The following is a 25,870-nucleotide window of genomic DNA, read 5'->3' as shown; positions in this document are numbered from 1 at the left end:
ACACGACGCGGTCTGCTGATGGCCATCGACCGATTGCCACCGCCGATTGCCATCGATTGATCACGGACAGCAAACCCTCCACGAATGCTTCACGTCAAGGCCGGATTCGCCCACTACACGTGTCAATTACCCACGTGTATAGGACAGTTGACCTGACGGTCGACAAGCCTCTGGTACGCACCACCGCGCCACAGCACCGCAAAGATGACGTTAAGTCGCGACAAGACCACCGTCCGGGGCGGAGACGTGACTCTCGCTACGCCACGATTCCGTCACATCCCCGGGGCAGGACCGCGCGCGGGCGGCTACAGTCGGCCTTTACCACACCCCGCCGTCCGCCCCGTCATCGAGGTACCCGCGTGTCCGTCCTGGTTCTGATTCTCGCCGTGAGCGCCGCGTGCTGCCTGGGCCTCGGATTCGTGCTCCAGCAGAACGTGGCCCGGCAGGCGCCCCTGAGCGACTTCCTCTCCCCGCGGCTGCTCCTGGACCTGATGCGGGTCCCTCGCTGGCTCGGCGGCATCGGTCTGATGGTGGCGGGCATGGTGCTGGGCGCGATCGCGCTGAGCCAGGGCGAGGTGTCCCTGGTGGAGCCGCTGCTCGCGACGAACCTGCTCTTCGCGCTCGCCCTCTCCCGCAAGCAGACGAAGCAGCCACTGGGCCGCCAGGGCTGGGCGGGCCTGCTGCTCCTCGCGGGCGGCGTGACGGCGTTCATCGTGGCGGGCGAACCACGCGGCGGCACCGCCATCACGGACCCGTTCCGGCACTGGCTGATCATCGGCGCGATGCTGGGCGCCGCCCTGCTCCTCACGACGTACGCGAAACGCTCCCGCCTCAGCGCGGGCCCGGTCCTGCTGGCCCTGGCCGCGGGCCTGCTGTACGGCGTCCAGGACGCCCTGACCCGGGTCAGCGGCCAGCGCTTCTCGGAGGGCGGCCTGACCCACCTCCTCACCGGCTGGCAGCCGTACGGCGTGCTGCTGCTCGGCCTCACCGGCCTGATCCTGGTCCAGAGCGCCTTCGAGACCGCACCCCTGCGCATGTCGCTGCCCGCCCTCACGGCGGCCCAGCCCCTGGCCGGCATCATCTGCGGCGTCGGCTTCCTCGGCGACCAGCTGCGCACCGACCCCGGAGCACTGGCGTGGGAGGCGGCGGGCCTCGCGGCGGTGGTCGTGGGCATCGTCCTCCTCGGCCTCCACCCGGCCATGCCGAGCGGCTGCGCGCAGGAGGCGATGGGCTTGGATGGCAGACATGAGCACTCCCCCCGAGAAGAGCCCTCGCTCAGCCGAGAGCACTCCCGCTGACGAGATCCTCGACATCGTCGACGAGAACGACGAGGTCGTCGGCCAGTACCCCCGAGGCGAGGCATACGCGCGCGGTCTGCGTCACCGCTGCGTGTTCATCCAGGCCAAGGATGCCCAGGGCCGGATCTTCGTCCACCGCCGCACCCCCACCAAGCTGGTCTTCCCCTCCCTGTACGACATGTTCGTCGGCGGGGTCGTGGGCGCGGGCGAGTCGTACGACGGCGCGGCCCTGAGGGAGGCCGAGGAGGAACTCGGCGTCACGGGCCTGCCCCGCCCCGAGCCCCTCTTCAAGTTCCTGTACGACAACGGCGCCGGCCAGAGCTGGTGGTCGGCGGTCTACGAGGTCCGCTGCGACCTGCCCGTCCACCCCCAGGTGGAGGAGGTCGCCTGGCACGCGTTCCTGCCGGAGGACGAGGTGGAGCGGCGGCTGGGCGAGGGCCAGTGGGAGTGGGTGCCGGACGGTCTCGCGGCGTACGAGCGCCTCAAGGCGTTCCGGTCACCGGACACCCCGTAAGGTCGTGCACGTGATCGATTTCGCACGGAACGTCCGCCTGTGGTTCGCCCCCCAGGAGATCGCCGAGGAGGGCCGCACCCCCGACTACCGCTTCTCCCTGGCCAACGAACGCACCTTCCTGGCCTGGCTGCGCACCGCGCTCGCCCTGATCGGCGGCGGCTTCGCCGTGGACCAGTTCCTGCCCGACCTGCGCTGGGCCTGGCGCGTGGGGCTTGCGCTCGCCCTGCTGGCGGCCGGTGTGCTGTGCTCGCTGCGGGCCGTCAACCACTGGGTGCGGTGCGAACGGGCGATGCGCCGCGGCGACGACCTCCCGGTGTCCCGCTTCCCGGCACTCCTGAGCCTCGCGGTGGCCGTGGTCGCCCTCGCGATGGTGGTCGTGGTGCTGGTCAGGGGCGACGGGTGAGCGAGGCAGGGGCGAGCGCGGTACGGGATCCCGGGCTGCAACCGGAGCGGACCCGCCTGGCCTGGCGCCGTACGACCCTGTCGAGCACCGTCGCGGCCGTACTGGCCGGAAAGACGGCACTGCACGGCGGCCCGTCGGCGGCCGGAATCGCCGTGTGCGCGGTGTGCGGAGCGCTGTGGCTGGGCTTCCTGGCGATCGCCCACCGCCGCATCGGCTCACTCTCGACGAGGGACCCCGCCGGTCCACCCCTGCTCGCTGCCCGCCATGCGACGGCTGCGACGCTGTGCGCGATCGCTTTGGCCGTGTGCGGAGCGGCCCTGCTCCTATAACTGGGGCCACTACCGCGCCCCCTAAGGGGCGCGGGGAACTGCGCGACAAGCCCCCACCGACCCGCGCCCAAAGAACTACCCCCAGTCGACAGTCACAACAATCTTCCCCTTCGTACGCCCCTCCGCGTTCAACCGATGCGCCTCCGCCGCCCGCTCCAGCGGAAACGTGTCGGACACATGCAGCGAGAACACACGATGCTCGGCCAGTTCGGACAGATGCTGAAGATCCACCGTGTCCGGGCGCACGAAGTAGTACGTGCCGCCGAGCCCGACAACCTCCGGGTCCGCGATCGACACCAGCCGCCCCCCGGGCACCAACAACGACACCGAGTCCCGCAACGTGTCCCCGCCGACCGTGTCGAACACCGCGTCGACACCCCCCGGAGCCAGCTTCCGCACCCGCTCGGCCATGCCCTCGCCGTACGTCACCGGGTCGCCGCCCAGCTCCCGCACGAAGTCGTGGTTGTGCACGCTCGCCGTGCCGATGACATGGGCCGCGCCCAGGTGGCGGCGGGCCAGCTGGACGGCGACGGAGCCGACCCCGCCCGCCGCCGCGTGCACGAGGACGGTCTCGCCGGTGCGGACGCGGAGCACCTTGGAGAGCACCTGATAGGCGGTGAGCCCGACCAGCGGCAGCCCGGCCGCCTCCTCGAAGGAGAGGTTGCGGGGCTTGCGGGCGAGGGTGCGCACCGGGGCGGCCACGTACTCGGCGAAGGTGCCGCGCGAGAGGAAGTCCTCGCGTACGTAGCCGATGACCTCGTCACCGACGGCGTACTCGGAGACGGCGGCACCCGGACGGACCACGACTCCGGAGACGTCCCAGCCCGGGACCACCGGGAACACGGCGTCGAAGAGGCCGTCGAGGTACCCCTCGCGACACTTCCAGTCCACGGGGTTGACCGACGCCGCCCGCACCTTGATCAGCACGGAGTCGGGCCCGACCTTGGGGTCCGGGGCGTCTTCGGTGTACTCCAGGACGTCTGGACCGCCGTACCGGCTGTAGGTAATGGCTTTCATATGTCTGACCCTCCGCTTTCCTAATGTTCGACATTCCGGCGTGCGCGGACGCGACGCAAGTCGAATGGCCGGATATATATGGATTCCATGAGCACTCCCACCCTTCACCAGGAACACCGGACCCACGAGCACCGCCACGGCCCCGACTGCGGCCACACCGAGGTACCGCACGGCGACCACGTCGACTACGCGCACGACGGTCATCTGCACCGCGCGCACAGCGGCCACTGGGACGAGTGCGAGCCCGGCGCACATGTGGAGCACGACGGCCACCACCATGTGCACGGGGACGGCTGCGGGCACCCCACCGTCCAGCACGGCGACCACATCGACTACCTGCACGACGGCCACCGGCACGCGGCGCACCAGGACCACTGGGACGATCACTGACGGTTTCCGGCCACCCGCAGCCCGACCCCGCCCTACCCGGCCGGCGTCTTCTTCCCCACACTGGAAGCGAGACGCCGGTCACTTTTCGTCCACCCACTGGACGACATACCGACCGGTCGGCATCATGATTCAGGTCCCGTTCCCGTACGCGTAGGAGCAATGATGCCCTCGGACGACCTGCCAGGTCTCGATCTCGGCCGGCTGCGCGGCCTGCTCGACAGCGAGCGCCCCGGACTCGTGCACGGCCCCCTGACCGGCCGGCTGATCGAGGGCGGCCGTTCGAACCTCACCTACGCGGTCACCGACGGCACCTCCCGCTGGGTCGTACGCCGGCCCCCGCTGGGCCATGTGCTGGCCACCGCGCACGACATGCGGCGCGAGCACCGGGTGATCAGCGCCCTGCATCCGACCGCCGTGCCGGTACCGCGTCCGGTGCTGCTGTGCGAGGACCCCGAGAACGGGGCGGCGCCCGGAGCGCCGTTCTACGTCATGGAGTTCGTGCCGGGCACGCCGTACCGCACGGCCGAGCAGCTCGCCCCGATCGGTCCCGGGCGGACCCGGGACGTGGTGCTGTCGCTGGTGGACACCCTCGTCGAACTGCACGCGGTGGAACCCGCCGAGGTGGGTCTCGCCGACTTCGGCCGCCCCGAGGGCTTCCTCGACCGCCAACTGCGGCGCTGGGGCAAGCAGTTGGACGCCTCCCGCAACCGCGAGCTGGCCGGCATCGACGAGTTGCAGGCAGCCCTCGGCCGCGCGCTGCCCCGCTCCCCCGCCCCGGCGATCGTGCACGGCGACTACCGCCTGGACAACGTCCTGATCGGCGGTGAGGACGACAGGATCACGGCGATCCTCGACTGGGAGATGTCGACGCTCGGCGACCCGCTCACCGACCTGGGCCTGCTGGTGATGTACAGCATCCCGCTGGGCTCGCCCGACTCCCCCGTCTCCACGACCGCCGAGGCCGCCGGGCACCCGTCCCCGGCCGAGCTGATCGAACGGTACGCGGCGCGCTCGGGCCGGGACGTGTCGCAGGTGTCCTGGTACACGGCGTTCGCCTGGTTCAAGCTCGCCGTGATCCTGGAGGGCATCCACTACCGCTACACCCTGGGCCAGACGGTCGGCGCGGGCTTCGACCGCATCGGCGACCTCGTCCCCGTCTTCATCTCGCACGGCCTGACCACCCTTCAGGAAGGCTGATCCGCCATGGACTTCGCGTTCGACGCACGCACCGAGGAACTGCGTGCCAAGCTGCTCGCCTTCATGGACGAGTACGTCTACCCGGCCGAGGCCGTCGCGGAGGAGCAGCGCGCGCGGCTGGCCTCCCCGTGGGACACCCCGGCCGTGGTCGAGGAGTTGAAGGCCGAGGCACGCAGGCAGGGCCTGTGGAACCTCTTCCTGCCCGACTCCGCGTACGGTGCCGGGCTGACCAACCTCCAGTACGCTCCGCTCGCCGAGATCACCGGCCGCTCCCCGCAGTTGGCGCCCACCGCGCTGAACTGCGCGGCGCCGGACACCGGCAACATGGAGGTGCTCACCCAGTTCGGGGACGAGCAACAGAAGAAGCAGTGGCTGGAGCCGCTCCTCGCCGGTGAGATCCGCTCGGCGTTCGCGATGACCGAGCCGGAGGTGGCCTCCTCGGACGCCACGAACGTCACCACGCTCATCGAGAAGGACGGCGACGAATATGTCGTCACCGGCCGCAAGTGGTACATCTCCGGGGCGATGAACCCGGACTGCAGGATCTTCATCGTGATGGGCAAGACGGACCCGGACGGCGCGGACATCCGCCGCCAGCAGTCGATGATCCTGGTCCCCCGCGACACCCCGGGTGTCACGGTCAAGCGCGCGATGCGGGTCTTCGGCTACGAGGACCACTACCACGGCGGCCACGCCGAGGTGATCTTCGACCACGCGCGCGTGCCGGCGGCGAACCTGATCGGCGAGGAGGGCAGCGGCTTCGCCATCGCGCAGGCCCGGCTCGGCCCCGGCCGGATCCACCACTGCATGCGGCTGATCGGCATGGCGGAACGGGCGATCGAGCTGATGTGCCGCCGGGCGGTGTCCCGTACGGCGTTCGGCAAGGCCTTGGCCCAGCAGGGCGTGGTGCACAACTGGATCGCCGACGCGCGCGTGACCGTCGAGCAGCTGCGGCTGCTGGTCCTGAAGACGGCCTGGATGATGGACACCGTCGGCAACAGGGGCGCCCACACCGAGATCCAGTCCATCAAGATCGCCACACCGCGTGCGGTCGTCGACATCATCGACCGGGCGATCCAGCTGCACGGCGCGGGCGGCGTCAGCCAGGACTTCCCGCTGGCCGAGCTGTACGCCGGCGCCCGGACGCTGATGATCGCCGACGGGCCCGACGAGGTGCACCAGCGGTCGCTGGCACGGCGGGAGTTGAAGAAGTACCTGTAGACCGGGGCATGTTCGAGGGCCGGTACGGGCGTCCCCCACGCCCGTACCGGCCCTCGTCCCCCGAGGCGGTGGTCATCCGTGGCTGGGTGCGGTGAGCGTCCAGCCCTGGCGGCAGGTCAGTCCGAAGGTGCCGTCGTCGCAGCCCTCGACCTTGAACTTGTAGGCACCGGTGGTCTCCCGGAGCACACGGATCTGCCCCGAGGTGCCCCCGCTGGTCTGGCGCTGCTCACCCTGGGCGTCGGCGGGGCTGGTCCAGCGGTAGAGGAAGACGTCGTAGTGGTACGGCGAGGTGGTGCCCCAGTTGAAGTACGCGTACCCGCGCCGCTCCCACGCGGAGACCACCATGTCAGGACCCTGGGCGGGCGAGTGGGTCATGCTGCCGTACTGGAAGAACTGCCGCTCCCCCCGCTTCACGCCGCCGACGTAGACGTCGTAGAGGTCGCCGACCGGGCAGCCGAGCGCGCTGTTCTGGCCGCCCAGTGCGGTCCAGCGCGCCTGGATGTGCGACTCGTCCACCGGGCCGCAGGCGGCTGCCCGGGACTCTCCGGCCGCCGTGGCGGGCACGGCCGCGGTGCCGCCGAGTGCGAGCAACGAGCCCAGTAGGGCGCCGGTCACGCGCCGGTTCAGTGCAGACATGGTTCTTCTCCCCCGTCGGTGCTCGGTCCGGCGGCACTTCCGCCGTTCCGCTGCCACGAGCATCGCCGGTGCGGGGGCCGGGAGTTGAGGGGTGCCGGCCGGGCGGCGCCCGGAAGTTCTCCCGGGTGGACCGGGAACGGTTCCCATGACACCCGGGTGCGCGAACCGGGACGATGGCTGTCATGAAGGACGGGAACGGGCGAACCCGGCGGCGCACCATGGTGGCGTACGCCCTGCTGGGGCTGGCGCTGGCCCAAGTCGCCGTGGGCGCCACCGCGTTGGCGGTGGCCAGGGTCTCGCCGTCCGACGTGCTTCGGTACGACATGGTCGTCGACCTGGCGGTCGGCATCGCCTACCCCGTCTGCGGCGTGGTGATCGCGCTGCACCGCCCGCGCAACCCCATCGGCTGGCTGCTCATCGGGTACGGCCTGGGCCACGCGTTCACGGGGCTGTCGATCGGTCTCGGTGTCGAGGGGCTGCGGCTGGGCTGGCCCCCCGAGGTGCTGCACGCGCTCACCACCATCGGGCGGCACACCTGGATCATCGGGAGCTCTTGGGCGTTCGTCTTCGTGTTCTTCCTGTTCCCCGACGGACGGCTGCCCGACCGCCGCTGGCGCTGGGCACTCATCCTCCAACTGCTCTCCTCGCCCTTCGACTTCGCCATCTGGGCGCGGCAGGACCTGGGGTTGTTCCGGAACACCGCGGCCCAGCCGTCGTACCTGCCGGTGCCGGACGGCTGGCTGCCCCTGCTCAGACAGGTCGAGACCGTCAAGGCTTTCCTCGTCCTGGCCGGCGTGTTCGCCGTCATGTCCGTGCGCTACCGGCGCGGCGGGGAACAGGACCGGCGTCGGCTGCTGTGGTTGATCGCCGGGATGACTCCCCTGGTGCTGAGCGTGCTGCTGCAGCTCTTCGGCTTCCCCGCGGTCTACGCCTCGTGCTGCACCTTGTTCCTGCCGGTCGCCGTCATGATCGCCGTGGTGCGCCACGAGCTGCTCGACATCCGCCTCGTCGTCTCACGGAGTCTGCTGTACGGCGCGCTCACAATCGGCGTGATCTCCGCCTACGTCGGCCTCGTCACCTTCGTCCAGTCCCTGCTCGACCCGCTCCCCGAACTCCTCGGCCCCGCGCTGGTCACTGTCACTCTCGCGGTCGCCTTCGAACCCGCCCGGCGGCTGCTGCAGCGCATGGTCGACCGGACGCTGTACGGCGACCGGCACGACCCCGTGCGGGCGGTCTCCCGTATCGGCGAGCGGCTGGCCGGGACCGGGATGGCGGCGGTGCCGGAGGCGGTGGGCGAGGCGCTGCGGCTGCCGTACGTCCAGGTCGTCCCGAAGTCCGGGGAGGCGGGTGCGGACTGGGGCGCCCCGGACCGGCACACGCACACCGTGCCCCTCGACTACGACGGGCGGTGCGTGGGCGAGCTGGTGGTCGGGCTGCGCCCCGGCGAGCAGCAGCCGGCGCCCGCGGATCTGGCCGTGCTGGAGCTGCTCGCCGTACCGCTGGCGGCAGCGTTGCACGCGACCGATCTGTCACGGCAGTTGCAGCAGTCGCGGGAGCGGATCGTCGCCGCGCGCGAGGAGGAGCGGCGGCGGATCCGCCGGGATCTGCACGACGGGCTCGGTCCGACGCTCGCCGGGGTCGCCTTCCAGGCCGACGCGGTGGGCAACCTGTGGGACTTCGACCCGGAACGGGCGGCCGGGCTGCTCGCCGGGCTGCGCACGGAGATCGGCGGGGCGGTCGTGGAGGTACGGCGGCTGGTGGACGGGCTGCGTCCGCCGGACCTGGACCAGCTGGGGCTCCTCGGTGCGCTGCGGGAGCGTTCGGCGCGGCTGTCGTGGCGGGCCGACGGCAGCCGGGTGAGCGTTCGTGTGCAGGCCCCGGAGCGGCTGCCCCCGCTGCCGGCCGCCGTCGAGGTCGCGGCGTACCGGATCGCCACCGAGGCGCTCACCAACGCGGCCCGGCACGCGCGGGCCTCGAACGTGGACCTGCGCATCGAGATCGGCGACGGGCTGCGCCTGGAGGTGTGCGACGACGGCTCCCCGGTCGGGGAGGAGACGGCCTGGCAGCCCGGGGTGGGCATCACCTCCATGCAGGAGCGGGCGGCCGAGCTGGGGGGCAACTGCGTGGCGGGGCACGGGCGGGTGGTGGCGCTGCTGCCGCTGGGAGGGACGACATGACGACGAACGCACCGGGCCCGCGGGACCCGCACGAGGTGGGTGACGGGCTGCGGGTCGTCCTCGCCGACGACCACCCCGTCGTACGCACCGGGCTCTCGGCGCTGCTGGAGTCCGTCCGGGAGGGCAGCCCCGCCGTGCGGGTCGTCGGGGTCGCGGCGAGCGGGCGGGAGGCGGTGCGTGCCGCGGTGACGCTGCGGCCGCACGTCGTGGTGATGGACATCCGCATGCCGGATCTCAACGGCATCGACGCGACCCGGGAGATCGGCCGCGCGGCGCCCTCCGTGGCCGTGCTGATGCTCACGATGGTCGAGGACGACGACTCGGTGTTCGCGGCGATGCGGGCCGGTGCCCGGGGCTATGTGCTCAAGGGCGCCGGGCAGGACGAGATCGTCCGGGCCATCCGGGCGGTGGCCGCCGGTGAGGCGATCTTCGGTCCCGGGGTGGCACGGAGGGTCCTCGGGCAGCTCGGCCGGCCGCTGCCGCAGCCCGATCCGTGCCCGACGCTCACCCCGCGCGAGCGCGACGTGCTGACACTGATCGCCGACGGCCAGCCCAACGGGGTGGTGGCCACCCGGCTCGGGCTCTCCCCCAAGACGGTCAGCAACCACATGTCGGCGGTCCTGGCGAAGCTGGGCGTCACCGACCGCGCCCAGGCGGCGGCCTGGGCACGGGAGGCAGGGCTCGGCCCCGCTGCGGAGGCCTAGGGCCGCAGGGCTCTCAGCAGGAGGTCGGCCAAGTGGTCGGCGACCTCCTGCGGGCTCATGGGGCCGTCGGGGCGGTACCAGGTGGACAGGTGGTGGACCGAGCCGAAGTGGTAGTCCACGACCAGGTCCGCCGGGGTGGCCGCCGAGAAGACGCCGCTCTCCTGGCCCTCCTCTACGAGCGCGCGGAACTGCTCGTGGTAGCGCCGGCGCTCGGCGCGCACCTGCTTGTTCTTCTCCGGGCTCAGGTGGTGCATGGAACGGAAGAAGATCATCGCGTCGTCGAGGTTCTCGATCGTCGTGACGACGACGTCCGCGGCAGCGCCCCGCAGCCGCTTCTCGATCGGTTCGTCGGAGCTGGAGAAGGCGTCCAGCCGCTCCTGCTGCACCCGCAGCACGCGCGCGTACACCTCGTGCAGGAGGTCGTCCTTGGACCCGAAGTAGTGGTACAGCGCCCCTTTGGTGACGCCGGCCGCCTCGACGATCTCCTGCACGGAGGTGCGGTCGTAGCCCTGCTCGGCGAAGAGCCGAGTAGCGGCGGCCAGCAGCCGCTGCGGGACGGGCGTACCGTCTCCGTCGGTCGTCCTGGGCACTGTGCCGCCTCCTGCTTTTCCGTTCGTCACTGCTCGTTCTGCCTACGGGAACGCAGTTCCCGACGGAGAATCTTTCCAGTCGCCGTCTTCGGCAGGTCGGGCAGGATCTCCACCTGCCGCGGGTATTTGTAGGCGGCCAGTCTCTCCTTGCAGTACGCGGCCAGCGCGTCGGGGTCCCCCTCGCTGCCCGGACGGAGGCTGATGTATGCCTTCACGGTCTCCCCGCGGTACCCGTCGGGCACCCCGACGACCGCCGCCTCGCGTACCGCCGGATGGGTGTACAGCACGTCCTCGACCTCACGCGGCCACACCTTGAAGCCGGACGCGTTGATCATGTCCTTCTTCCGGTCGACGACGTACAGCCACCCCTGCTCGTCCATGAACCCGATGTCACCGGTCCGCAGCTCCCCCTCCGGGAAGGTCTCCGCGGTGGCCTCAGGGAGCCGCCAGTAGCCGGGGACGACCTGCGGACCCCGTACGAGGATCTCGCCCTGTTCCCCGAAGGGAACCTCGGCGCCCCGGTCGTCGACGATGCGTACGACGGTGTCGGGGCCCGGCACGCCCACGGCGAGGGTGCCGGAGACCGGGTCGACGGGGGCCTCGTGGGCGGGCGGTACGGAGGCGCAGGGCGCGGTGCACTCGGTGAGGCCGTAGCCGTTGCGGATGTACGGGCCGAAGCCGGCCCGGAACTTCTCCACGAGGGCGGGCGGCAGCGGGGCGCCGCCGGAGGAGATGTTCCGGAAGGAGGCGAAGTGGTCCGGGGTGACGTCCGGGTGCGCGGCCAGGGCCATGAAGGCCGTGGACGGGCCGACCGTGTAGTGGGGGCGGTGCTCGGCGAACGCGTCCAGGACGACCCCGGGCTCGAAGCGGTAGGCGAGCACGAGCGTGCCCGCGCTGTTCAGACTGGCGCCGAGCTGACAGACCATGCCGGTGATGTGGAACAGGGGCGCCATCGCGAAGTAGACGGGCGCCTCGGGCAGCGCGAGACCCGTCCGCTGCCGTTCCGCGTTGTACATGATGTTGCCGTGCGTGTTGGTGGCCCCCTTGGGGGTGCCACTCGTGCCGGAGGTGTAGCTGATCAGCGCGATGTCGGCGGGGAGCGGGTCACGGCCGACAGGGGCGCTGTGCCCGTACTGGGCGACAGCGGCCAGATCCTCGGCGTCCGGGGCCTGCGGCAGCCGATCGAAGGCGAGCACGCGCGCGTCCCCACGGCTCTGGAAGTCCAGCTCGCACCCGGTGAGCACGATCCGCACCGGGGAGTCCGCGGCCGTCTCCCGCAGATACGACTCCCAGGCCCGGTCGGAGCAGATCAGCGCGGCCACGTCACCGTCCCGCAGGACGTGCGTCACCTCCCCCGACTTGTACATCGGGTTGACGGGGACGACGGTCGCGCCCGCCTTCCAGGCCCCCAGCACGGCGAGCACGAACAGCGGAGAGTTCTGCAGCAGAACGGCGACCCGGTCCCCGCGCTCCAGCCCCCGGGTGACGAGATACCCGGCGACGGAGTCGCTCAGCTCGTCGACCTCACGATGACTGAGCCGCCCGTCGAAGTAGGCGAGGAGGGTACGGTCCGGGACCTCGGCGGCGGTCCGGCGCAACGCGTGCACGAGCGAGTCGTCGGGACTGATGGGCCCGCGCTGGACGTCGTCGAGGAGCCCCAGCCAGGGCTGAGCCGCATAGTGGGAGCCGGATTCGGTCATCGGGTGGCCTCCCACTTCTGCTGGATGTGGTTCATGTTCGTCAGCCAGCGGTCGGGATCGGCGGCCCGTGCCTGGTAGTACTCGGCGACCTCGGGATGCGGCAGGATCAGGAACCGGTCCTCGTCGATCCCCTTGAACAGCGCGTCCGCGACCGTCTCGGGCTCGATCGCGGTCGGCGCGAGCACCAGATCGCCCGCACTGCCGGTCCCGGCCAGCATGTCCGTACGGACGCCCTGCGGGCAGATGGCGTGTACTTTGAGCCCACGGTGGCGGTACGTCAGGGACAGCCACTCGGCGAAGGCGTACGCACCGTGCTTGGTCACGCTGTAGGGCGCCGCGCCGATCATGGTGAGCAGCCCGGCGGCGGACACGGTGGACACGAACCGCCCACTCCCCCGCTCCAGCCACTCCGGCAACAGCTCGTGGCCCGCCCGCACATGCGCCATCACGTTCACGTCCCAGGCAAGCGCCCAGACCTTCTCGTCAGCCGCCTCGGACCCACCCGAGGCAAGCCCGGCGTTGGCGCAGTAGATGTCGACGGTTCCGCCGAGAGCGGCACGGGCTTCGGTAACGATCCCGGAGGCGTCCCCTGGAACCGCGATCCCGCCTATCTCATCGGCGACGGCCCCCGCCTTGTCGGCGTCCAGGTCATTGACGACAACCCGGGCCCCTTCAGCAGCGAACCGCCGGGCCAGAGCGGCCCCGATCCCGCCTCCAGCCCCGGTGACAACCACTCCGGCACCCTGAACGACACCCACAATCGGTCTCCCTTGACACGACACGGCTCCAAGCAAGCCCAGACTAACCAGTCGGTATGTAACAGGGAAGGGCGACTGGACCCACACAGGGGCGCGGGGAACTGCGCGACAAGCCACAACGAGCCCGCACCCTACGAACGACAGGCGGTAGCACATACGGTGCCAACACCAGCCGTACCGCTTCACGGAGGGAACCCCCATGCCCCTGTCCAGACGCGGCCTACTCACCACAGCCACCGCAGCCTCCCTACCCGCATGCAGCGCCGCCGCACCTCCCCAACACCGCCCAAAACAACTCCGCACCGGCTTCGAAAACCTGACCGCAAACGACTACACCCCCCTCAAGGGCAGAAAAGTCGGCCTGGTCACCAACCCCACCGGCGTAACCAGAGACGTACACCACATCGTCGACGTCATGCACGCAGACGCCCGCGTCAACCTGACCGCCGTCTTCGGCCCCGAGCACGGCTTCCGCGGCACCGCCCAGGCAGGCGGCTCCGAGGGCCGCTACGACGACCCCGCGACCGGGCTCCCCGTCTACGACACGTACCTCAAGAGCGGCCAACCGCTCGCCGACATCTTCACCGCCTCCGGCGTGGACACCGTCGTCTTCGACATCCAGGACGTGGGCGCCCGCTTCTACACGTACATCTGGACGCTGTACGACTGCATGGAGGCGGCCCAACTCGCCGGCAAGCCCTTCCTCGTGCTGGACCGGCCGAACCCGGTGACCGGGCGGGCAGCCCAGGGGCCCGTGCTGCACAAGGAGTTCGCGACGTTCGTCGGGCGGCAGCCGATCGCACAGGCGCACGGGATGACGGTGGCGGAGCTGGCGCGGCTGTTCAACAAGGAGTTCCTGGTCGCGCCGGTGGAGCTGGACACCGTACTGATGTCGGGGTGGAAGCGGTCGGAGTTCTACGACGCGTCCGGGCTGCCCTGGGTGCCGCCCAGCCCGAACATGCCGACGCCCGACACCGCCCTCGTCTACTCGGGGACATGTCTCTTCGAGGGGACGAACCTCTCGGAGGGACGGGGCACGACCCGGCCGTTCGAGCTGCTCGGCGCCGAGGGCATCGACCGGCGGTGGGCCCTCGCGGCGGAGCGACTCGGCCTGCCCGGGGTGCACTTCAGGGAGGCGTACTTCGCACCGACCTTCTCCAAGTTCCAGGGGAAGACCATCGGGGGCGTACAGATCCATGTGCACGACCGGGCGGCGTACGACCCGGTGCGCACCGGAGTCGCGTTGCTGGTGACCGCCAAGAAGGTCTGGAGCGGCTTCACCTGGCGCTCCGACAACTGGATCGACAAGCTCACCGGATCCACTCTGGTGCGCACGATGATCGACGCGGGCGCCGATACCGACGAGGTCGTGGCGGGCTGGCAGGAGGAGCTGGCGGCCTTCCGGAACGTGCGTAGGAAATACCTTGCTTATAAGTGAGCCGTGACGTATGGCCAACAACCCCTGTTAGCGGGACGATACGCCCCACATCACGACACACCACGGGGGACAGGGACTGCCATGGCGGATCCGGAAATGAGCGTTTCTCCCTACTGGGAGCTGACCTTCGACGCGGACGGCGACACCGACGGGCGCAAACGGGACCGGCTGATCGCGGGGGTGAACCCGCTTCAGGTGCGTGACCTCGTCGTCTTCGCGCACGGCTGGAACAACGACCGGTCCATGGCGACCGAGCTGTACAGCAGGTTCTTCGCACCGATCCCCACACTCGCGCCCGCGACGGCCAGGATCGGCTACGTGGGCGTGGTCTGGCCATCGATGCGCTTCACGGACGAGCCGATCCCCGACTTCCCGCGGTCCATGACCGCCACCGCCACCGCCACCGCCACGGCTGCCGCCACGGCGGCGACCGGCCGGCCCGGTCTCGACAAGGACACCCGGCACGCCCTGCTCGAAACCTTCCCGGGGCGGGCCACGGTCGTCGAGCAGATCGCCCGCCTGCTGGACCAACAGCCCGACGACGAGCGGGCCTTGGAGGAGTTCGGCGGGCTGGTGCGGCTGCTCGTGGAGGTGCCGCCGGACGCACCGCAGGCGGGGTTCGCGGCGGATCTCCTCGGGGACGGCGAGCCGGAGGGCGTCCCCGAGATGTTCGCGGGGAGCACGGCGGCGGTCTGCGAGGAGTTCGCCCGGACTCTCGCGGGTCACGAATCCCCGGGCGCCGTCGCCGAGTTCGCGCTGCCCAACCCGTGGAAGGGCGCACAGGAGCTGTTGCGGCAGGCCACCTATTACGCGATGAAACGGCGGGCCGGAACCGTCGGTGAACGGGGCCTCGGACCGCTGCTCGGGCGGCTCGCCAAGGCGGCGCCCGGAGTGCGGGTGCATCTCGTCGGGCACAGTTTCGGCGCCCGGCTGGTGTCGTTCGCGCTGCGCGGGCTGCCCGAGGAGGTCGGCACGGTGAAGTCGGTGACGCTTCTCCAAGGGGCCTTCTCGCACTACGCGTTCGCGGAGAAGCTGCCCCATGACACGGGCGCCGGGGGCGCGTTGCGGGGCAGGCAGAGCCGTATCGACGGTCCCCTGGTGTGCTGCTACTCCCAGCACGACGGGGCGCTCAGCACGTTCTATCCGCTGGCCTCGCGCATGGCGGGCGAGAGCCAGGGGTTGCTCGGCGCCGACCGGTCGTTCGCGGGGTTCAGTGTCGCGAAGACGCTGGGCCCCAAGTGGGGCGCGTTGGGCCACGACGGTGTCCAGGCGGTGCCGGGCACGGTCAGGCTGACGCTCGCCGAGGCGCTCCAGCCCGCGAAGCTGCCGGTGAGCGGGTGCGTGAGCGTCGACGCGGCGGCGGTGGTCAAGAACGGTGGGGGTCCGGTGGGGGCCCACAGCGACATCTGCCACGCGGAGTTGGCGCGGGTGGTGCTGGCGGCGGGCCGTATCAAGTGAATGCGACCCGCCGCCTGCACCGGAGCAGCTGTTACCGGTGTGAAGTGAACTCGACGACCTGCTGATAGGTCGGCCGGTTCTGCCAGCTGATGTTGTAGTGCTTGATGCCTCCCAGGGTGCGCTGGACGATCGAGTCGGCGCACCACTGGTTGCCCGCCGCGCAGAGATCGTCGCCGGGGTAGACCTGGGCGGCCGTCTTGCCCGCCGCGGTCTTCAGGGTGCTGATCAGGATGTCCCGGCAGCCGGTGAGCGTGCCGCCGCCGCAGTACTTCTGTGCGAGGCCGCCCTGTACCGAGTCACCGAGAACCGCCCGGATGTCCTTGTCGACATAGCTCCACCAGCCGTACTGGAAGGAGCTTCCGGCGTGTGCGCCGGTCGGACCGTGTGCGGCCGAAGGGGCCTCGTCGACGGGGAGGTTGGTGGTGATGGCGGTGTAGAGGTCGGTGCCGAGGCCCGGTTCGAACTCGGCCTGCACCAGCAGCGGCCACCAGGCGTCCAGGATGCGGATCGCGTCGGCGTTGGCGTACGCCTTCGAACCGGCGGACGTCTCCGTGCGTTTGGCGCCCGCCGTCACCCATGCCGACAGCTTGCTGACGGCCGCCGCTGCCGTGGAGTCCGTGACCGTCGAGCTGTTGATGACCCGCAGCAGCTTCGGCAGCACGTCCTCGGCCCGGAGATCGGCGAGCGCGGCGTCGGCCATCGCCTTCACGAGTTGGGCCCGGGTCACGCCGCCCGCCGTGACGAGTTTCTTGACCCGGTCCTCCAGGAGGTTGCCGCGGTGGACGGAGCCGTTGCCCCAGGGGGCGGTGGTGTAGTCCTTGGCCTGTTTGTTGTTCCAGGAGATGTAGTAGTCCTGGTCGACCGAGTTGGGGTGCGCGGAGGCCGGTGTGTAGGTGGCGGTGTTCGTGGTCGGGTTCCAGCCCTGCCACTCGTACGCTGCCTGCGCCCAGACCGGGAACTCGGCGTCGACTCCGCTCGCGCGCACCGGGTTGTCGCCGCTGTTGTAGTACGCGGTGTGCGTGGAGTCGGCGTAGAACCAGTTGAAGGTGAAGTTGATGTGCTGCACCGCCGACTGGAAGGTCGCCGGGCCCTTCACGTAGTCGGGGTCGTTGAGCATCTGGAAGCCGATGATCGAGTCGGCCTCGTGCATGTAGGAGGAGCGCAGGGTGGTGTAGGCGACCTTCTTCCCGCCGACCGTCGCCCGATGGCTCACCGGGCCGTATTTCGTCCGGTAGACCTGCATGCGGTAGGAGCCGGCGGCCGTGTCGTCGGCCGTGGTCGGCTTCCAGGCGTTGGTCTGCTCGATCTTCTCCATGGCCGTGCAGGTGCCGTGGTAGAGGTAGTGGACGTCGTCCTGGCACAGCTCGACCGCGTACGAGTCGATGATGTCCTGCCCGGAGGTCGTCGCGCTCCACGCGTAGTCCTGGCCGCGGCCGAGTTCGACGTACATGCTCAGCCCCGCGAAGGAGGCGCCGCGCGCGCTGAGGCCCGGGCCCTGGATCTCCTGAAGCATGAGCAGCTGGGGTGCGAAGTAGCCGGTCTGCGGGCCGAAGACGGCGATCGGGTGGCCGCTGGCGGTCTTCGCCCCGCTCACCACCAGGGCGTTGGACATCCCGCGCTTGGCGGAGGTGAGGGCGGTGGCCGTCGCCGTGGTGGAGGCCGTCGTCGCGGTCGTGGTGGCGGCGCTGCCCGTACGGTCGTACACCAGCGGTTCCGTGACGACCGTGCCGGCGTCGGGCAGGGCCTCGCCCTGCGGGTCGGCGGGCGCGGTCGCGTACGGGAAACTCTCGCCGTTGTGGACGGTGAGGACGGCCTCGGGGTCGTTGCGCTCGCGGAAGGACTCCCAGACCTTGGTGCCCTCGACGACGCCGTACTTGTTCTGGGCCGCCATGAGGGAGATCGCGTTGTTGACCTCACCGCCGCCGCCGGAGCCGAAGAGGGCGCCGATCACGGAGGCCAGTGCGACCAGGTCGGTGGCCTTGAACTTCTGGATGGTGCCCGCGTTGGTGACGGAGTCCTTCCAGCCGGTCAGGACGTACTCGCCGGGGAAGTAACGGCCGCTGTCGGAGGCGTCGATGTACGCGTTGATGCCGGCGACGTAGGCGTTGACGTCGGCGAGGGCCTGCTGGCCGCGGGCGCCGTTGGTGGCGACCGCGTTGTCTATCTGGGCCTGGAGGTCGGCCTCGGTGTAGGGGGCGTGGCGCCAGAACTCCTGTTCAAGGCCCTGGTTGGAGGGGTCGCCGCCCGCGAAGGGCGTGAGCTGGCCGCGTCCGACGTGCCGGAAGACGTCCATCAGCCAGAGGCGGTCCTGGGCTGCGGCGTAACCGGCGCCGAACTCGGTGCCGTAACGGGTGGTGCCTGTGATGTGCGGCACACCCGTCTTCTTGTCGCGGACGATCGTCACGTCGGTGCGGCCGGCCGGGGCCAGGGTCGAGGCGACCTGGTCGGCGGCGACCCCGAACGAGGCGTCGTTGAAGAAGTTGTTGATGGTGGCGTTGGTGAGTCCCGAGTACCCCGTGGCCAGGTTGGCATAGGGCCCGAGCTGGTCTTCCGCGTGTTCGGGCTGGGTGCCGAAGGCCTGGTTGAGGAGGATCTGGGCGAGGGTCGCGTTGCCGTTCTGGCCGGGCGGCAGGATGTCGGAACACTGGGCTCCGCAGTAGTCGTTCGCGGCTGCCGCGTGGGCCTCGGTCGCCGGGGAGATCGGGGAAAGCGGCGACAAAAGACCGGCAATGAGCGTGCATACAGCTGCGGTCTTCAGGAACCCGAAGACTCCGCGGGGAGTTCTCAGTCTGTCGAGGGACCTCGATGACCTGAAGGGTCTGAGGGTCCCGGTGGTCCTGTCGACGGTGGTGCCTGGGGTGCGCCGTGACATGGCAGCTCCTCCGGACGGGGGGTGGCCGACTCCGGACGGGGTGGGCCGGACGTTACCGCCGGTATCCCCGGGTTCGAAGATGAACATGCGTCACTTTTGAACAACGTGGTACGGCAAATGCGTTGGGAGGAGTGCGGGGGCACTTCGGGGGCGCTGGGCGCGACTTGGGTCCGGCGCGATGTTCAACAGGTGTTCCACAGGCGGCCGACAGCTGCGGGAGGTAACCGTGAGGGGTGGTCCGGCGGACGGCTTAGGGCCGTTGACGTCGGTCCCATGGGGGCCGACGAACGGCTTATGGCCGTCATCGGAAAACGGATGGAGCCGAATCGCTTGTCGATACGTCTATTCGGCGACGTCCGTTCGACGACGCCGAAGTGACCGAAGTACAGGTGCAGGTGTGACGGAGGTGCAAGGCGATGGCCGGTTTCCGGAGTCTGGCGAGACAGGTGCGGGATCCGCGGAGCGATCTGGCACTGCGGCGTTACTCGCTCCGCAAGTGCCTTGAGAGGTTCGCCCCTTACGGGCACAGGGCGACCTGGGACCATCTGTGCTCCCGGGCCGGGTTCGGTCCCGAGGACCGGTCCCCCGATCCAGCGCGGCTCGTGGCCGCACTGGACGAGCTGGAGGAAGCGCGCTCGGTCTGGCTGGCCTACGAGGTGGAGTTCGCGAAGCGCCGCAAGAAGGAGAAGTTCGACGGGCTGCGCCGGCCCGGAAGCGTGGACGACTGGCATCGGCTGACCTGGGGTGGGTTCGGGGTGGCCTGGTGCGACGACCCGGGGGTACATCCCCATGAACCGCTGGCCGAGGTGCTGCGACGGCTGATCGCCGCCCTGGAGCGCGAACCGGGCTCGGTGTGCCCGGTCTGCGTCGGGGAGCGCCTCACCTGGAAGTACGACCTGGCCCATGAGCCGTCGTCGGGTCCCGTCTGCACGGAGTGCGGCATCGTGGTGCCGCGGCCCGTACTGACCCCCGAGGCCCTGGCGGAGTCCAGGCGCGGACGGCTGCTGCTTGCGTCGGCCTGAGCACGACGGGGGTGCGCCGGGGATGCCGCACCCCCTGTTTTTAGGGGCGCGGGGAACTGCGCGACCAGCCCCCACCGGCCCGCGGCCGACAACGATCAGTCCGGCACGTCCGACGTGCAAGGCCGAGACGGAGTACGAGTAACCGCCTTGGCGCCGCCCCTCTCCACCATCAGCCGCGACCCCGCCCGGCTCTCGCCGAACACATCATCCGGGTTGGACAGCACACACCCCTCCAGTGACAGACAGCCACAGCCGATGCAGTCGGTGAGGTGATCCCGCAACCGATTCAACTGCTTGATGCGCTCGTCCAGTTCGGAACGCCAGTTCTCGGAGAGCCGGGCCCAGTCGTCCCGCGTGGGCGTCCGCTCCTCGGGGAGTTCGGCGAGCGCCTCGCGGATCGTGGCGAGCGGGATACCGACCCGCTGCGCGGCCCTGACGAAGGCGACCCTGCGCAGCGCGTCACGGCTGTAGCGGCGCTGGTTGCCCGAGGTGCGACGGCTGCTGATGAGGCCCTTGGACTCGTAGAAGTGCAGGGCGGAGACGGCGGCGCCGCTGCGGGCGGCGAGCTGGCCGACCGTGAGTTCATGGATCTTCTCGGGAATCTGGGGCACTCCCCGAACCCTACCCAAGACGGCTTGCCGCAGTCCGTTGACAGGGAAACCGCGGCCGACCATGCTAAGCAGTTGCTTAGACAAGTGGCGAGGAGGCCGGGACATGGCAGAGCCGAGGATCTTCACGGGCGCGGACGACCTGAAGGCGGCGGTCGGTGAGCAGTTGGGGTACACCGACTGGCTGGAGGTCGACCAGAAGCGCATCGACCTGTTCGCGGACGCCACCGGCGACCACCAGTGGATCCACGTCGACCCGGAGAAGGCGGCCACCGGCCCCTTCGGGACGACCATCGCGCACGGCTATCTGACCCTCTCCCTGCTGCCGCTCTTCGGGCCGCAGCTGATCAAGGTCGAGAACGTGAAGATGGGCGTCAACTACGGGACGAACAAGGTGCGTTTCCCCGCGCCCGTCCCGGTCGGCTCCCGGCTGCGCGCCACCGCCACGATCAACGGCGTCGAAGACGTCCCCGGGGGCGTCCAGGTCACCGTCGGGTTCAGCGTGGAGCGCGAGGGCGGCGACAAGCCGGTGTGCGTGGCGGAGTCCGTGTCGCGCTACTACCTCTAGGACCCGCCGACCCTCCAGGACCTGCTAGGCCCCACTCACTTTCAGGACCTGCTCGGCCGCCACCATCCGCAGCACGAGGTCGGCGTAGAGCGCGCCGACCTCGTCGGGCGTGCGCGAACCGTTGACGTTGAACCAGCGGGCCACGTCGACGCAGAGCGAGAGCACGGCGAGCGTCGTGCCCGGTACGTCGGGGACGTCGAACTCGCCCGCCTCCACACCGTCCTCGATGATCCCGCGCACCTCGGCGTCGCACTGGCGGCGCAGCGCGAGGATCTCGGCGCGGGCCTCGGGGCCGAGCGAGTCCAGTTCGTACTGCACGACCCGTGCCGTGGTGCGCCCTCCGGCGTGCCAGCGGACGAAGGAGCTGACGGCCTCGGCCAGCCGCTCGGTCGAGGTGCCCTCGGTCCGGGCCGCCGTCCGCAGGATGTCGACGGCCTTCTCGTGGCCGATCCTGCTGATCCGGTGGAGCAGCTCTTCCTTGGTCTTGTAGTGGATGTAGAGCGCGGCCGGGCTCATGCCCGCGCGGCCCGCGATGTCACGGGTCGTCGTCGCGTGGTAGCCGCGCTCGGCGAAGGCCTCCACGGCGGCGACGAGCAGCCGCCTGGCCGCGTCGGGGGTCACCTCACCCCACGGCGCCGCCTCGCCGCCGGCAATCTCCTCCGCCGTACTCATCGCCCGTTCGCCCCTTCCACCGACAGTGACCCCCCACTGTACCGCCGTGGGTGAGCGGGCGCTTAGCCTGCCCGCACAGAGCGGCTCTCAGCGCCCCGACTCCTGGCGGTCGCGGATGACCTTGGCCAGGGTGAAGGAGGAGGTCACCAGGTAGAGGACGGCGATGGCGAGGAAGCCGCGCACCCAGGCGTCGGCGTTCAGCCGGAAGATGCCGATGGCCGTCGCGCCCATGGCGACGGCGAAGGACGCGACGGCCTGGCCGTAGAAGGCCGCCGTGTTCTGCTGCTTGACCGGTCTCTCGTTCATGTCCATGGGGACAAGGGTCGGCGGAGGTGGCCGACGCCACATCCGCCGAAGTACTCAGACGGATACTCAGGAACAGCGGGACTCAGAAGGCGGATACGCCGGTCAGCGCCCGCCCGATCAGCAGTTTCTGGATCTGGCTCGTGCCCTCGTAGAGGGTCATCACGCGGGCGTCGCGCAGAAGTTTGCCCGCCGGGTACTCGTCGATGTAGCCGTAGCCGCCGAAGACCTGGAGGGCGTTGTTGGCGGCGCGGACGGCGGCCTCGGAGGCGAAGAGCTTGGCCTTGGAGGACTCGGTGGCGAAGGGCAGACCCCGGTCGACGAGATCGGCGACCCGCCAGGTCAGCAGCCGTGCCGCGTCGACATCGACGGCGATGTCGCTGATCAGCTCCTGCACCAGCTGGTGCCGGGCGATCGGCCCGCCGAACTGCTCGCGCTCGCCCGCGTACCGCACGGCCGCGTCCAGGGCGGCCTGGGCTATCCCGACGCACCCGGCGGCGACCGACATCCGCCCCTTCGCGAGCGCCGACATGGCCACGGAGAAGCCCTTGCCCTCGGGGCCCAGCATCGCCGAGGCGGGCACACGCACGTCCTCGAAGACCAGTTCGGCGGTGGCCTGACCGCGCAGCCCGAGCTTGCCGTGGAGGGGACGGCGGGTCAGTCCGGGGGTGTCGGCAGGCACAAGGAAGGCAGAGACGCCCTTGTGCCCGGGAGCGTCGGTGGACCGGGCGAAGAGAAGAACAACATCGGCCCAAGTCCCGTTCGTGATGAACATCTTGGTGCCGTTGACGACGTACTCGTCCCCCTCCGGCACGGCCCGCGTGGTGAGGTTGCCCGCGTCGGACCCGGTGCCAGGCTCGGTCAGCCCGAAGCAGCCGACGTACGCGCCGGAGGTGAGCCCGGGCAGCCAGCGGCGCTTCTGCTCCTCGCTCCCCCAGTGCGCGATGCTCTTGGCGACCAGCCCCAGGGACACCGAGACGATCCCGCGCACGGACGAGTCACCACGCCCCAGCTCCTCGGTCACCAGGCAGTACGAGAGATGGTCGCCGCCCGAGCCGCCGTACCCCTCATCGATGGTCAGCCCCAGGAAGCCGACTTCGCCCAGCTTCTTCACGATCGACCGGTCGACGCTCTCGGCGCGGTCCCACTCGACGACATTGGGGGTGATCTCACGCTCGACGAAGTCCCGGGCGAGCCGCTGGACGGCCTCCTGCTCGTCACTGAGCCCCAGATTCACCAAGACCCCACCACCCTCCACCGGACCCATTAAATTAGCACTGCTAGTTTCCGTGACCCAGCCCTACTATGTGCGCCATGGCCCGACCACGCAAGCCCCTCCTCAGCACCGGCCTGATCGTCGAGACGGCGCGGGCGCTCGTGGACGCGGAGGGGCTGGCGGCCGTCTCCACGCGTCGGCTCGCCGCCGAACTGGGGGTCAGCGGGCCGTCCCTCTACAACCACTTCCGGACGAAGGACCAGATCCTGGAGGCGGTCGCGGACTCGGTGAGTGTGCTGGTCGACCTGTCGATGTTCGAGGACGGCCGCGACTGGCGCACGGCACTCCACGACTGGGCGGTCTCCTACCGGGCCGCCCTGCGCGACCACCCGAACATCGTCCCGGTCATGGTCCGTGGCCCCGGCCGCCGCCCGGCGGGCCTGCGCCTCGCCGACGCGGTCTACGGCGGGATGGTCGGCGCGGGCTGGCCCCCCGCCCAGGCGACGTCGATCGGCGCGCTGATGCGGTACTTCATCATGGGCTCCGCGCTCGGCTCCTTCGCCGGGGGCTTCGTGAACGACGAGAGCGCGTACGACCCGGCCGACTATCCCCACCTCGGCCAGGCGCACCTCCTCGCCGAGCAACAGGAGAAGATCGACGAGCGCGCCTTCGAAACCGGCCTGACGGCCCTGCTGGACGGGTTGGCACAGCAGTACGAGCGACTGAAGCGAACCTCCTGAGCAGGTCGGGGGCTCGACAAGCGCCCTGAAGGGGCGCGGGGAACTGCGCGACCAGCCACGACGGCGCCGCAGACAACCGACGACACCGACCCGTCACGGCACCCCCAGCGGAGCGCTCCGCACTGTTCGGCGGGCGCCGAAGTGTCCGTGGCCCATGCTGGGCTCATGAAGACCAGGAAGCCGGGCCGGGCGTCCGGGCTCGCCGCGCTGGCCGGGCTGCTGGCCGACGAGACGCGGGCCGGATTTCTGCTCGCGCTGCTGGACGGGCGGGCGTGGACCGCCGGGGAGCTGGCGCGGTACGCCGGGGTCGCGCCGTCGACCGCCAGCGAGCACCTGGGGAAGCTGGTCGGCGGTGGGCTGCTCGCCGAGGAGCGTCAGGGGCGGCACCGTTACGTGCGGCTGGCCGACGCCCGCGTGGCCCAGCTCGTCGAGGACCTCGCCGCCCAGGTCGGCCCCTCCGAGGCCCAACGCCCGCGCACACTGCGGGAGTCCGGCGCCGGGTCAGCCATGGCACGTGGCCGTACCTGCTACGACCACCTCGCCGGACGGCTCGGTATCGCCCTCACCGACGCCCTGACCGTACGGGGGCTGCTGCGCCAGGACACCGGGTTCGCGCTCACGGACGCCGGGCTGCGCTGGTTCGCCGACGCGGGCATCGACCTCGACCGCACCGGCCGCCGCCCCCTCACCCGCGCCTGCCTCGACTGGACCGAACGCCGCGCCCACCTCGCGGGTACGGCCGGCGCGGCCCTGTGCAGGCACGCCCTGGACGCCCGCTGGTGCGTACGCATCGGCTCGGAACGGGCGGTCAGGGTGACCCCGGAGGGGGAACGCCGTTTCGCCGAGTTGCTCGGCATCGAGCCGAGGGCGCTGCACTGAGCGACCGACGACCGTACGTCTCTCGGGGAGCCGCACGTCCGAAAATCGCGAGCCCTCCCAGCCCGTTCTCCCTAGCCTCTGGAGCATGATGGCTTCCTCCCCGTCCTCCTCTCCGCCCTCCCGTACGGCCCCTCGTGCGGAGGTGCTCGCCACTGTCGCGGCCTGTGTGACCGTGGTGCTGTGGGCCTCCGCGTTCGTGTCGATCCGCAGTGCGGGGGCCTCGTACTCGCCGGGGGCGCTGGCCCTCGGGCGGATGCTCGCCGGGTTCCTGGCGCTGGGAGCGATCTGTCTCGTACGGCGGGAGGGGCTGCCGCCCCGGTCGGCCTGGCGGGGGATCGCGATCTCGGGCGTGCTGTGGTTCGGGGTCTACATGGTCGTCCTCAACTGGGGCGAGCAGCAGGTGGACGCCGGGACGGCCGCCCTCGTCGTGAACGTCGGCCCGATCCTCATAGCCCTGCTCGGCACCCGGCTCCTCGGCGATCCGATGCCGCCCAGGCTGCTCGCGGGCATGGCGGTGTCGTTCGCGGGCGCGGTGACCGTCGGGCTGTCGATGTCGGACGGGGGCGGTACGTCCGTGCTCGGGGTGGCGCTGTGTCTGCTCGCGGCGGCGTGGGCCACGGGTGTCGTCGCGCAGAAGCCTGCCCTCGGCACGGCGAGCGCCCTCCAGGTGACGACGTTCGGCTGTCTGGTCGGGGCCCTGACCTGTCTGCCGTTCGCCGGGCAACTGGTCGGTGAGGCGGCCGACGCACCGTTCTCGGCCACCCTCAACATGATCTACCTGGGCGTCTTCCCGACCGCCCTGGCCTTCACGACCTGGGCCTACGCCCTGGCCCGGACGACGGCCAGCCGTATGGGCGCGACCACGTACGCGGTCCCCGCCCTGGTCGTCCTGATGTCCTGGCTGGCCTTGGGCGAGGTCCCGGGGCTTCTCACCCTGGCGGGCGGGGGGTTGTGTCTGGCGGGGGTGGCGGTGTCGCGGTCGCGGCGACGGATCGCGAAGCGAGTGCCCGCGGCGGCTGGGGAGACTCCTTAGCTTTCTTCGCCCCCGCCGCCCCTACCCGTCCCATCCTTCTGGGGGCTGCGCCCCCAGACCCCCCTTTCGCGCTGAACGCGCTCGTCCTCAAACGCCGGACGGGCTGAAAGATCAAGCCCCGGCCGGC

Annotated in this window: 25 protein-coding genes and 1 pseudogene; 16 read left to right on the top strand and 10 right to left on the bottom strand. The window is 70.6% G+C overall.

Going from position 1 to position 25,870, the window contains the following annotated elements; translation table 11 throughout:
• Positions 1-359 precede the first annotated feature (359 nt).
• Genes ACWCRB_RS15740 through ACWCRB_RS15725 form a run of 4 tightly spaced genes read left to right on the top strand, consistent with a single transcriptional unit; the run spans position 360 to position 2,544 of the window.
• Entirely contained in the window at positions 360-1,298 is a 939-nt protein-coding gene (locus ACWCRB_RS15740) for a DMT family transporter (RefSeq protein WP_450996581.1), read from the top strand.
• Positions 1,237-1,812, top strand: coding sequence for an NUDIX hydrolase (locus tag ACWCRB_RS15735; protein WP_450996580.1), 576 nt, complete (start codon positions 1,237-1,239; stop codon positions 1,810-1,812). The genes ACWCRB_RS15740 and ACWCRB_RS15735 overlap by 62 nt, the downstream gene beginning before the upstream one ends.
• Positions 1,813-1,822: 10 nt before the next feature.
• The gene (locus ACWCRB_RS15730; RefSeq protein WP_450996579.1) at positions 1,823-2,215 is read left to right on the top strand and encodes a YidH family protein; all 393 of its coding nucleotides are present in this window, start codon (positions 1,823-1,825) and stop codon (positions 2,213-2,215) included.
• Positions 2,212-2,544 carry a DUF202 domain-containing protein gene (locus ACWCRB_RS15725; protein ID WP_450996578.1) on the top strand — a complete coding sequence of 111 codons (333 nt, stop codon included), beginning with the start codon at positions 2,212-2,214 and terminating at the stop codon, positions 2,542-2,544. The genes ACWCRB_RS15730 and ACWCRB_RS15725 overlap by 4 nt, the downstream gene beginning before the upstream one ends.
• Before the next feature lie 75 nt (positions 2,545-2,619).
• On the opposite strand, the gene ACWCRB_RS15720 is transcribed toward ACWCRB_RS15725, so the two are convergent.
• Positions 2,620-3,561: an NADP-dependent oxidoreductase gene (locus ACWCRB_RS15720; protein ID WP_450996577.1), complete on the bottom strand. Its 942-nt coding sequence runs from the start codon at positions 3,559-3,561 to the stop codon at positions 2,620-2,622.
• Between the two features lie 87 nt (positions 3,562-3,648).
• Between ACWCRB_RS15720 and ACWCRB_RS15715 the strand changes: the two genes are divergently transcribed.
• The 3 genes from ACWCRB_RS15715 to ACWCRB_RS15705 all read left to right on the top strand — a co-directional run bounded on the left by ACWCRB_RS15715 (position 3,649) and on the right by ACWCRB_RS15705 (position 6,369).
• Positions 3,649-3,951: a hypothetical protein gene (locus ACWCRB_RS15715; RefSeq protein ID WP_450996576.1), complete on the top strand. Its 303-nt coding sequence runs from the start codon at positions 3,649-3,651 to the stop codon at positions 3,949-3,951.
• 162 nt (positions 3,952-4,113) lie between these two features.
• Entirely contained in the window at positions 4,114-5,148 is a 1,035-nt protein-coding gene (locus ACWCRB_RS15710; protein ID WP_450996575.1) for a phosphotransferase family protein, read from the top strand.
• Positions 5,149-5,154: 6 nt separating this feature from the next.
• A complete protein-coding gene (locus ACWCRB_RS15705) occupies positions 5,155-6,369 on the top strand; it encodes an acyl-CoA dehydrogenase family protein (RefSeq protein ID WP_450996574.1) in 1,215 nt (404 codons plus the stop codon).
• 72 nt (positions 6,370-6,441) lie between these two features.
• Here the strand turns inward: ACWCRB_RS15705 and ACWCRB_RS15700 are convergent, their stop codons facing one another.
• On the bottom strand, positions 6,442-7,005 hold the full coding sequence (locus ACWCRB_RS15700; RefSeq protein ID WP_450996573.1) for a hypothetical protein: 564 nt from the start codon (positions 7,003-7,005) through the stop codon (positions 6,442-6,444).
• Between the two features lie 182 nt (positions 7,006-7,187).
• On the opposite strand from ACWCRB_RS15700, the gene ACWCRB_RS15695 reads away from it, so the two are divergent.
• Together ACWCRB_RS15695 and ACWCRB_RS15690 are read left to right on the top strand one after the other, a co-directional pair.
• Entirely contained in the window at positions 7,188-9,182 is a 1,995-nt protein-coding gene (locus tag ACWCRB_RS15695) for a sensor histidine kinase (RefSeq protein ID WP_450996572.1), read from the top strand.
• On the top strand, positions 9,179-9,886 hold the full coding sequence (locus ACWCRB_RS15690) for a response regulator transcription factor (RefSeq protein ID WP_450996571.1): 708 nt from the start codon (positions 9,179-9,181) through the stop codon (positions 9,884-9,886). Before ACWCRB_RS15695 ends, ACWCRB_RS15690 begins: the two co-directional genes overlap by 4 nt.
• Here ACWCRB_RS15690 and ACWCRB_RS15685 read toward each other — a convergent pair.
• The 3 genes from ACWCRB_RS15685 to ACWCRB_RS15675 are packed head-to-tail and all read right to left on the bottom strand — an operon-like array spanning position 9,883 to position 12,937.
• Positions 9,883-10,476 carry a TetR/AcrR family transcriptional regulator gene (locus tag ACWCRB_RS15685; protein ID WP_450996570.1) on the bottom strand — a complete coding sequence of 198 codons (594 nt, stop codon included), beginning with the start codon at positions 10,474-10,476 and terminating at the stop codon, positions 9,883-9,885. The two genes, ACWCRB_RS15690 and ACWCRB_RS15685, sit on opposite strands and share 4 nt — an antisense overlap.
• A gap of 26 nt (positions 10,477-10,502) precedes the next feature.
• Positions 10,503-12,176: a class I adenylate-forming enzyme family protein gene (locus ACWCRB_RS15680; protein WP_450996569.1), complete on the bottom strand. Its 1,674-nt coding sequence runs from the start codon at positions 12,174-12,176 to the stop codon at positions 10,503-10,505.
• A complete protein-coding gene (locus tag ACWCRB_RS15675; RefSeq protein ID WP_450996617.1) occupies positions 12,173-12,937 on the bottom strand; it encodes an SDR family oxidoreductase in 765 nt (254 codons plus the stop codon). The genes ACWCRB_RS15680 and ACWCRB_RS15675 overlap by 4 nt, the downstream gene beginning before the upstream one ends.
• A gap of 196 nt (positions 12,938-13,133) precedes the next feature.
• On the opposite strand from ACWCRB_RS15675, the gene ACWCRB_RS15670 reads away from it, so the two are divergent.
• Both ACWCRB_RS15670 and ACWCRB_RS15665 read left to right on the top strand, forming a co-directional pair.
• The gene (locus ACWCRB_RS15670; RefSeq protein ID WP_450996568.1) at positions 13,134-14,372 is read left to right on the top strand and encodes an exo-beta-N-acetylmuramidase NamZ family protein; all 1,239 of its coding nucleotides are present in this window, start codon (positions 13,134-13,136) and stop codon (positions 14,370-14,372) included.
• A gap of 81 nt (positions 14,373-14,453) precedes the next feature.
• Positions 14,454-15,830 carry a serine-threonine protein kinase gene (locus ACWCRB_RS15665; RefSeq protein WP_450996567.1) on the top strand — a complete coding sequence of 459 codons (1,377 nt, stop codon included), beginning with the start codon at positions 14,454-14,456 and terminating at the stop codon, positions 15,828-15,830.
• 31 nt (positions 15,831-15,861) lie between these two features.
• Here ACWCRB_RS15665 and ACWCRB_RS15660 read toward each other — a convergent pair whose 3' ends face one another.
• Positions 15,862-18,702 (bottom strand): penicillin acylase family protein, encoded by a 2,841-nt coding sequence (locus ACWCRB_RS15660; RefSeq protein WP_450996566.1) that lies wholly within the window; start codon positions 18,700-18,702, stop codon positions 15,862-15,864.
• 416 nt (positions 18,703-19,118) lie between these two features.
• On the opposite strand from ACWCRB_RS15660, the gene ACWCRB_RS15655 reads away from it, so the two are divergent.
• The gene (locus ACWCRB_RS15655; protein ID WP_369034754.1) at positions 19,119-19,724 is read left to right on the top strand and encodes a hypothetical protein; all 606 of its coding nucleotides are present in this window, start codon (positions 19,119-19,121) and stop codon (positions 19,722-19,724) included.
• Between the two features lie 95 nt (positions 19,725-19,819).
• On the opposite strand, the gene soxR is transcribed toward ACWCRB_RS15655, so the two are convergent.
• A complete protein-coding gene (gene soxR / locus ACWCRB_RS15650) occupies positions 19,820-20,335 on the bottom strand; it encodes a redox-sensitive transcriptional activator SoxR (protein WP_450996565.1) in 516 nt (171 codons plus the stop codon).
• 103 nt (positions 20,336-20,438) lie between these two features.
• Here soxR and ACWCRB_RS15645 point away from each other — a divergent pair, with 103 nt between their 5' ends.
• Entirely contained in the window at positions 20,439-20,900 is a 462-nt protein-coding gene (locus ACWCRB_RS15645) for a MaoC family dehydratase (RefSeq protein WP_369034756.1), read from the top strand.
• Between the two features lie 24 nt (positions 20,901-20,924).
• On the opposite strand, the gene ACWCRB_RS15640 is transcribed toward ACWCRB_RS15645, so the two are convergent.
• From ACWCRB_RS15640 to ACWCRB_RS15630, 3 genes and pseudogenes are all read right to left on the bottom strand, one after another.
• Complete coding sequence (locus ACWCRB_RS15640) at positions 20,925-21,572, bottom strand: TetR/AcrR family transcriptional regulator (protein WP_450996564.1); 648 nt, start codon at positions 21,570-21,572, stop codon at positions 20,925-20,927.
• Between the two features lie 90 nt (positions 21,573-21,662).
• Positions 21,663-21,878 (bottom strand): annotated as a pseudogene (locus ACWCRB_RS15635) (YiaA/YiaB family inner membrane protein); the annotation flags it as partial.
• An 82-nt stretch (positions 21,879-21,960) separates the two neighbouring features.
• Entirely contained in the window at positions 21,961-23,112 is a 1,152-nt protein-coding gene (locus ACWCRB_RS15630) for an acyl-CoA dehydrogenase family protein (RefSeq protein ID WP_450996616.1), read from the bottom strand.
• 77 nt (positions 23,113-23,189) lie between these two features.
• On the opposite strand from ACWCRB_RS15630, the gene ACWCRB_RS15625 reads away from it, so the two are divergent.
• From ACWCRB_RS15625 to ACWCRB_RS15615, 3 genes are all read left to right on the top strand, one after another.
• The gene (locus ACWCRB_RS15625; RefSeq protein ID WP_450996563.1) at positions 23,190-23,831 is read left to right on the top strand and encodes a TetR/AcrR family transcriptional regulator; all 642 of its coding nucleotides are present in this window, start codon (positions 23,190-23,192) and stop codon (positions 23,829-23,831) included.
• Between the two features lie 165 nt (positions 23,832-23,996).
• Positions 23,997-24,710, top strand: coding sequence for an ArsR/SmtB family transcription factor (locus ACWCRB_RS15620; RefSeq protein ID WP_450996562.1), 714 nt, complete (start codon positions 23,997-23,999; stop codon positions 24,708-24,710).
• A gap of 88 nt (positions 24,711-24,798) precedes the next feature.
• Positions 24,799-25,743: a DMT family transporter gene (locus tag ACWCRB_RS15615; protein WP_450996615.1), complete on the top strand. Its 945-nt coding sequence runs from the start codon at positions 24,799-24,801 to the stop codon at positions 25,741-25,743.
• The last annotated feature ends 127 nt before the right edge of the window (positions 25,744-25,870 follow it).

It is taken from the genome of Streptomyces sp. NPDC002156 (genome assembly GCF_053593675.1).
This window is presented reverse-complemented; position numbering and strand designations above follow the sequence as displayed.

What these genes read in the sequence shown, in the direction of transcription:
- ACWCRB_RS15670 (WP_450996568.1), top strand. Translation starts at nt 13,134, where the DNA reads ATGCCCCTGTCCAGACGCGGCCTACTCACCACAGCCACCGCAGCCTCC.
- ACWCRB_RS15615 (WP_450996615.1), top strand. Translation starts at nt 24,799, where the DNA reads ATGGCTTCCTCCCCGTCCTCCTCTCCGCCCTCCCGTACGGCCCCTCGT.
- ACWCRB_RS15645 (WP_369034756.1), top strand. Translation starts at nt 20,439, where the DNA reads ATGGCAGAGCCGAGGATCTTCACGGGCGCGGACGACCTGAAGGCGGCG.
- ACWCRB_RS15640 (WP_450996564.1), bottom strand. Translation starts at nt 21,572, where the DNA reads ATGAGTACGGCGGAGGAGATTGCCGGCGGCGAGGCGGCGCCGTGGGGT.
- ACWCRB_RS15660 (WP_450996566.1), bottom strand. Translation starts at nt 18,702, where the DNA reads ATGTCACGGCGCACCCCAGGCACCACCGTCGACAGGACCACCGGGACC.
- ACWCRB_RS15710 (WP_450996575.1), top strand. Translation starts at nt 4,114, where the DNA reads ATGCCCTCGGACGACCTGCCAGGTCTCGATCTCGGCCGGCTGCGCGGC.
- ACWCRB_RS15680 (WP_450996569.1), bottom strand. Translation starts at nt 12,176, where the DNA reads ATGACCGAATCCGGCTCCCACTATGCGGCTCAGCCCTGGCTGGGGCTC.
- ACWCRB_RS15655 (WP_369034754.1), top strand. Translation starts at nt 19,119, where the DNA reads ATGGCCGGTTTCCGGAGTCTGGCGAGACAGGTGCGGGATCCGCGGAGC.
- ACWCRB_RS15625 (WP_450996563.1), top strand. Translation starts at nt 23,190, where the DNA reads ATGGCCCGACCACGCAAGCCCCTCCTCAGCACCGGCCTGATCGTCGAG.
- ACWCRB_RS15735 (WP_450996580.1), top strand. Translation starts at nt 1,237, where the DNA reads ATGGCAGACATGAGCACTCCCCCCGAGAAGAGCCCTCGCTCAGCCGAG.
- ACWCRB_RS15695 (WP_450996572.1), top strand. Translation starts at nt 7,188, where the DNA reads ATGAAGGACGGGAACGGGCGAACCCGGCGGCGCACCATGGTGGCGTAC.
- ACWCRB_RS15715 (WP_450996576.1), top strand. Translation starts at nt 3,649, where the DNA reads ATGAGCACTCCCACCCTTCACCAGGAACACCGGACCCACGAGCACCGC.
- ACWCRB_RS15620 (WP_450996562.1), top strand. Translation starts at nt 23,997, where the DNA reads ATGAAGACCAGGAAGCCGGGCCGGGCGTCCGGGCTCGCCGCGCTGGCC.
- ACWCRB_RS15700 (WP_450996573.1), bottom strand. Translation starts at nt 7,005, where the DNA reads ATGTCTGCACTGAACCGGCGCGTGACCGGCGCCCTACTGGGCTCGTTG.
- ACWCRB_RS15720 (WP_450996577.1), bottom strand. Translation starts at nt 3,561, where the DNA reads ATGAAAGCCATTACCTACAGCCGGTACGGCGGTCCAGACGTCCTGGAG.
- ACWCRB_RS15665 (WP_450996567.1), top strand. Translation starts at nt 14,454, where the DNA reads ATGGCGGATCCGGAAATGAGCGTTTCTCCCTACTGGGAGCTGACCTTC.
- ACWCRB_RS15690 (WP_450996571.1), top strand. Translation starts at nt 9,179, where the DNA reads ATGACGACGAACGCACCGGGCCCGCGGGACCCGCACGAGGTGGGTGAC.
- ACWCRB_RS15705 (WP_450996574.1), top strand. Translation starts at nt 5,155, where the DNA reads ATGGACTTCGCGTTCGACGCACGCACCGAGGAACTGCGTGCCAAGCTG.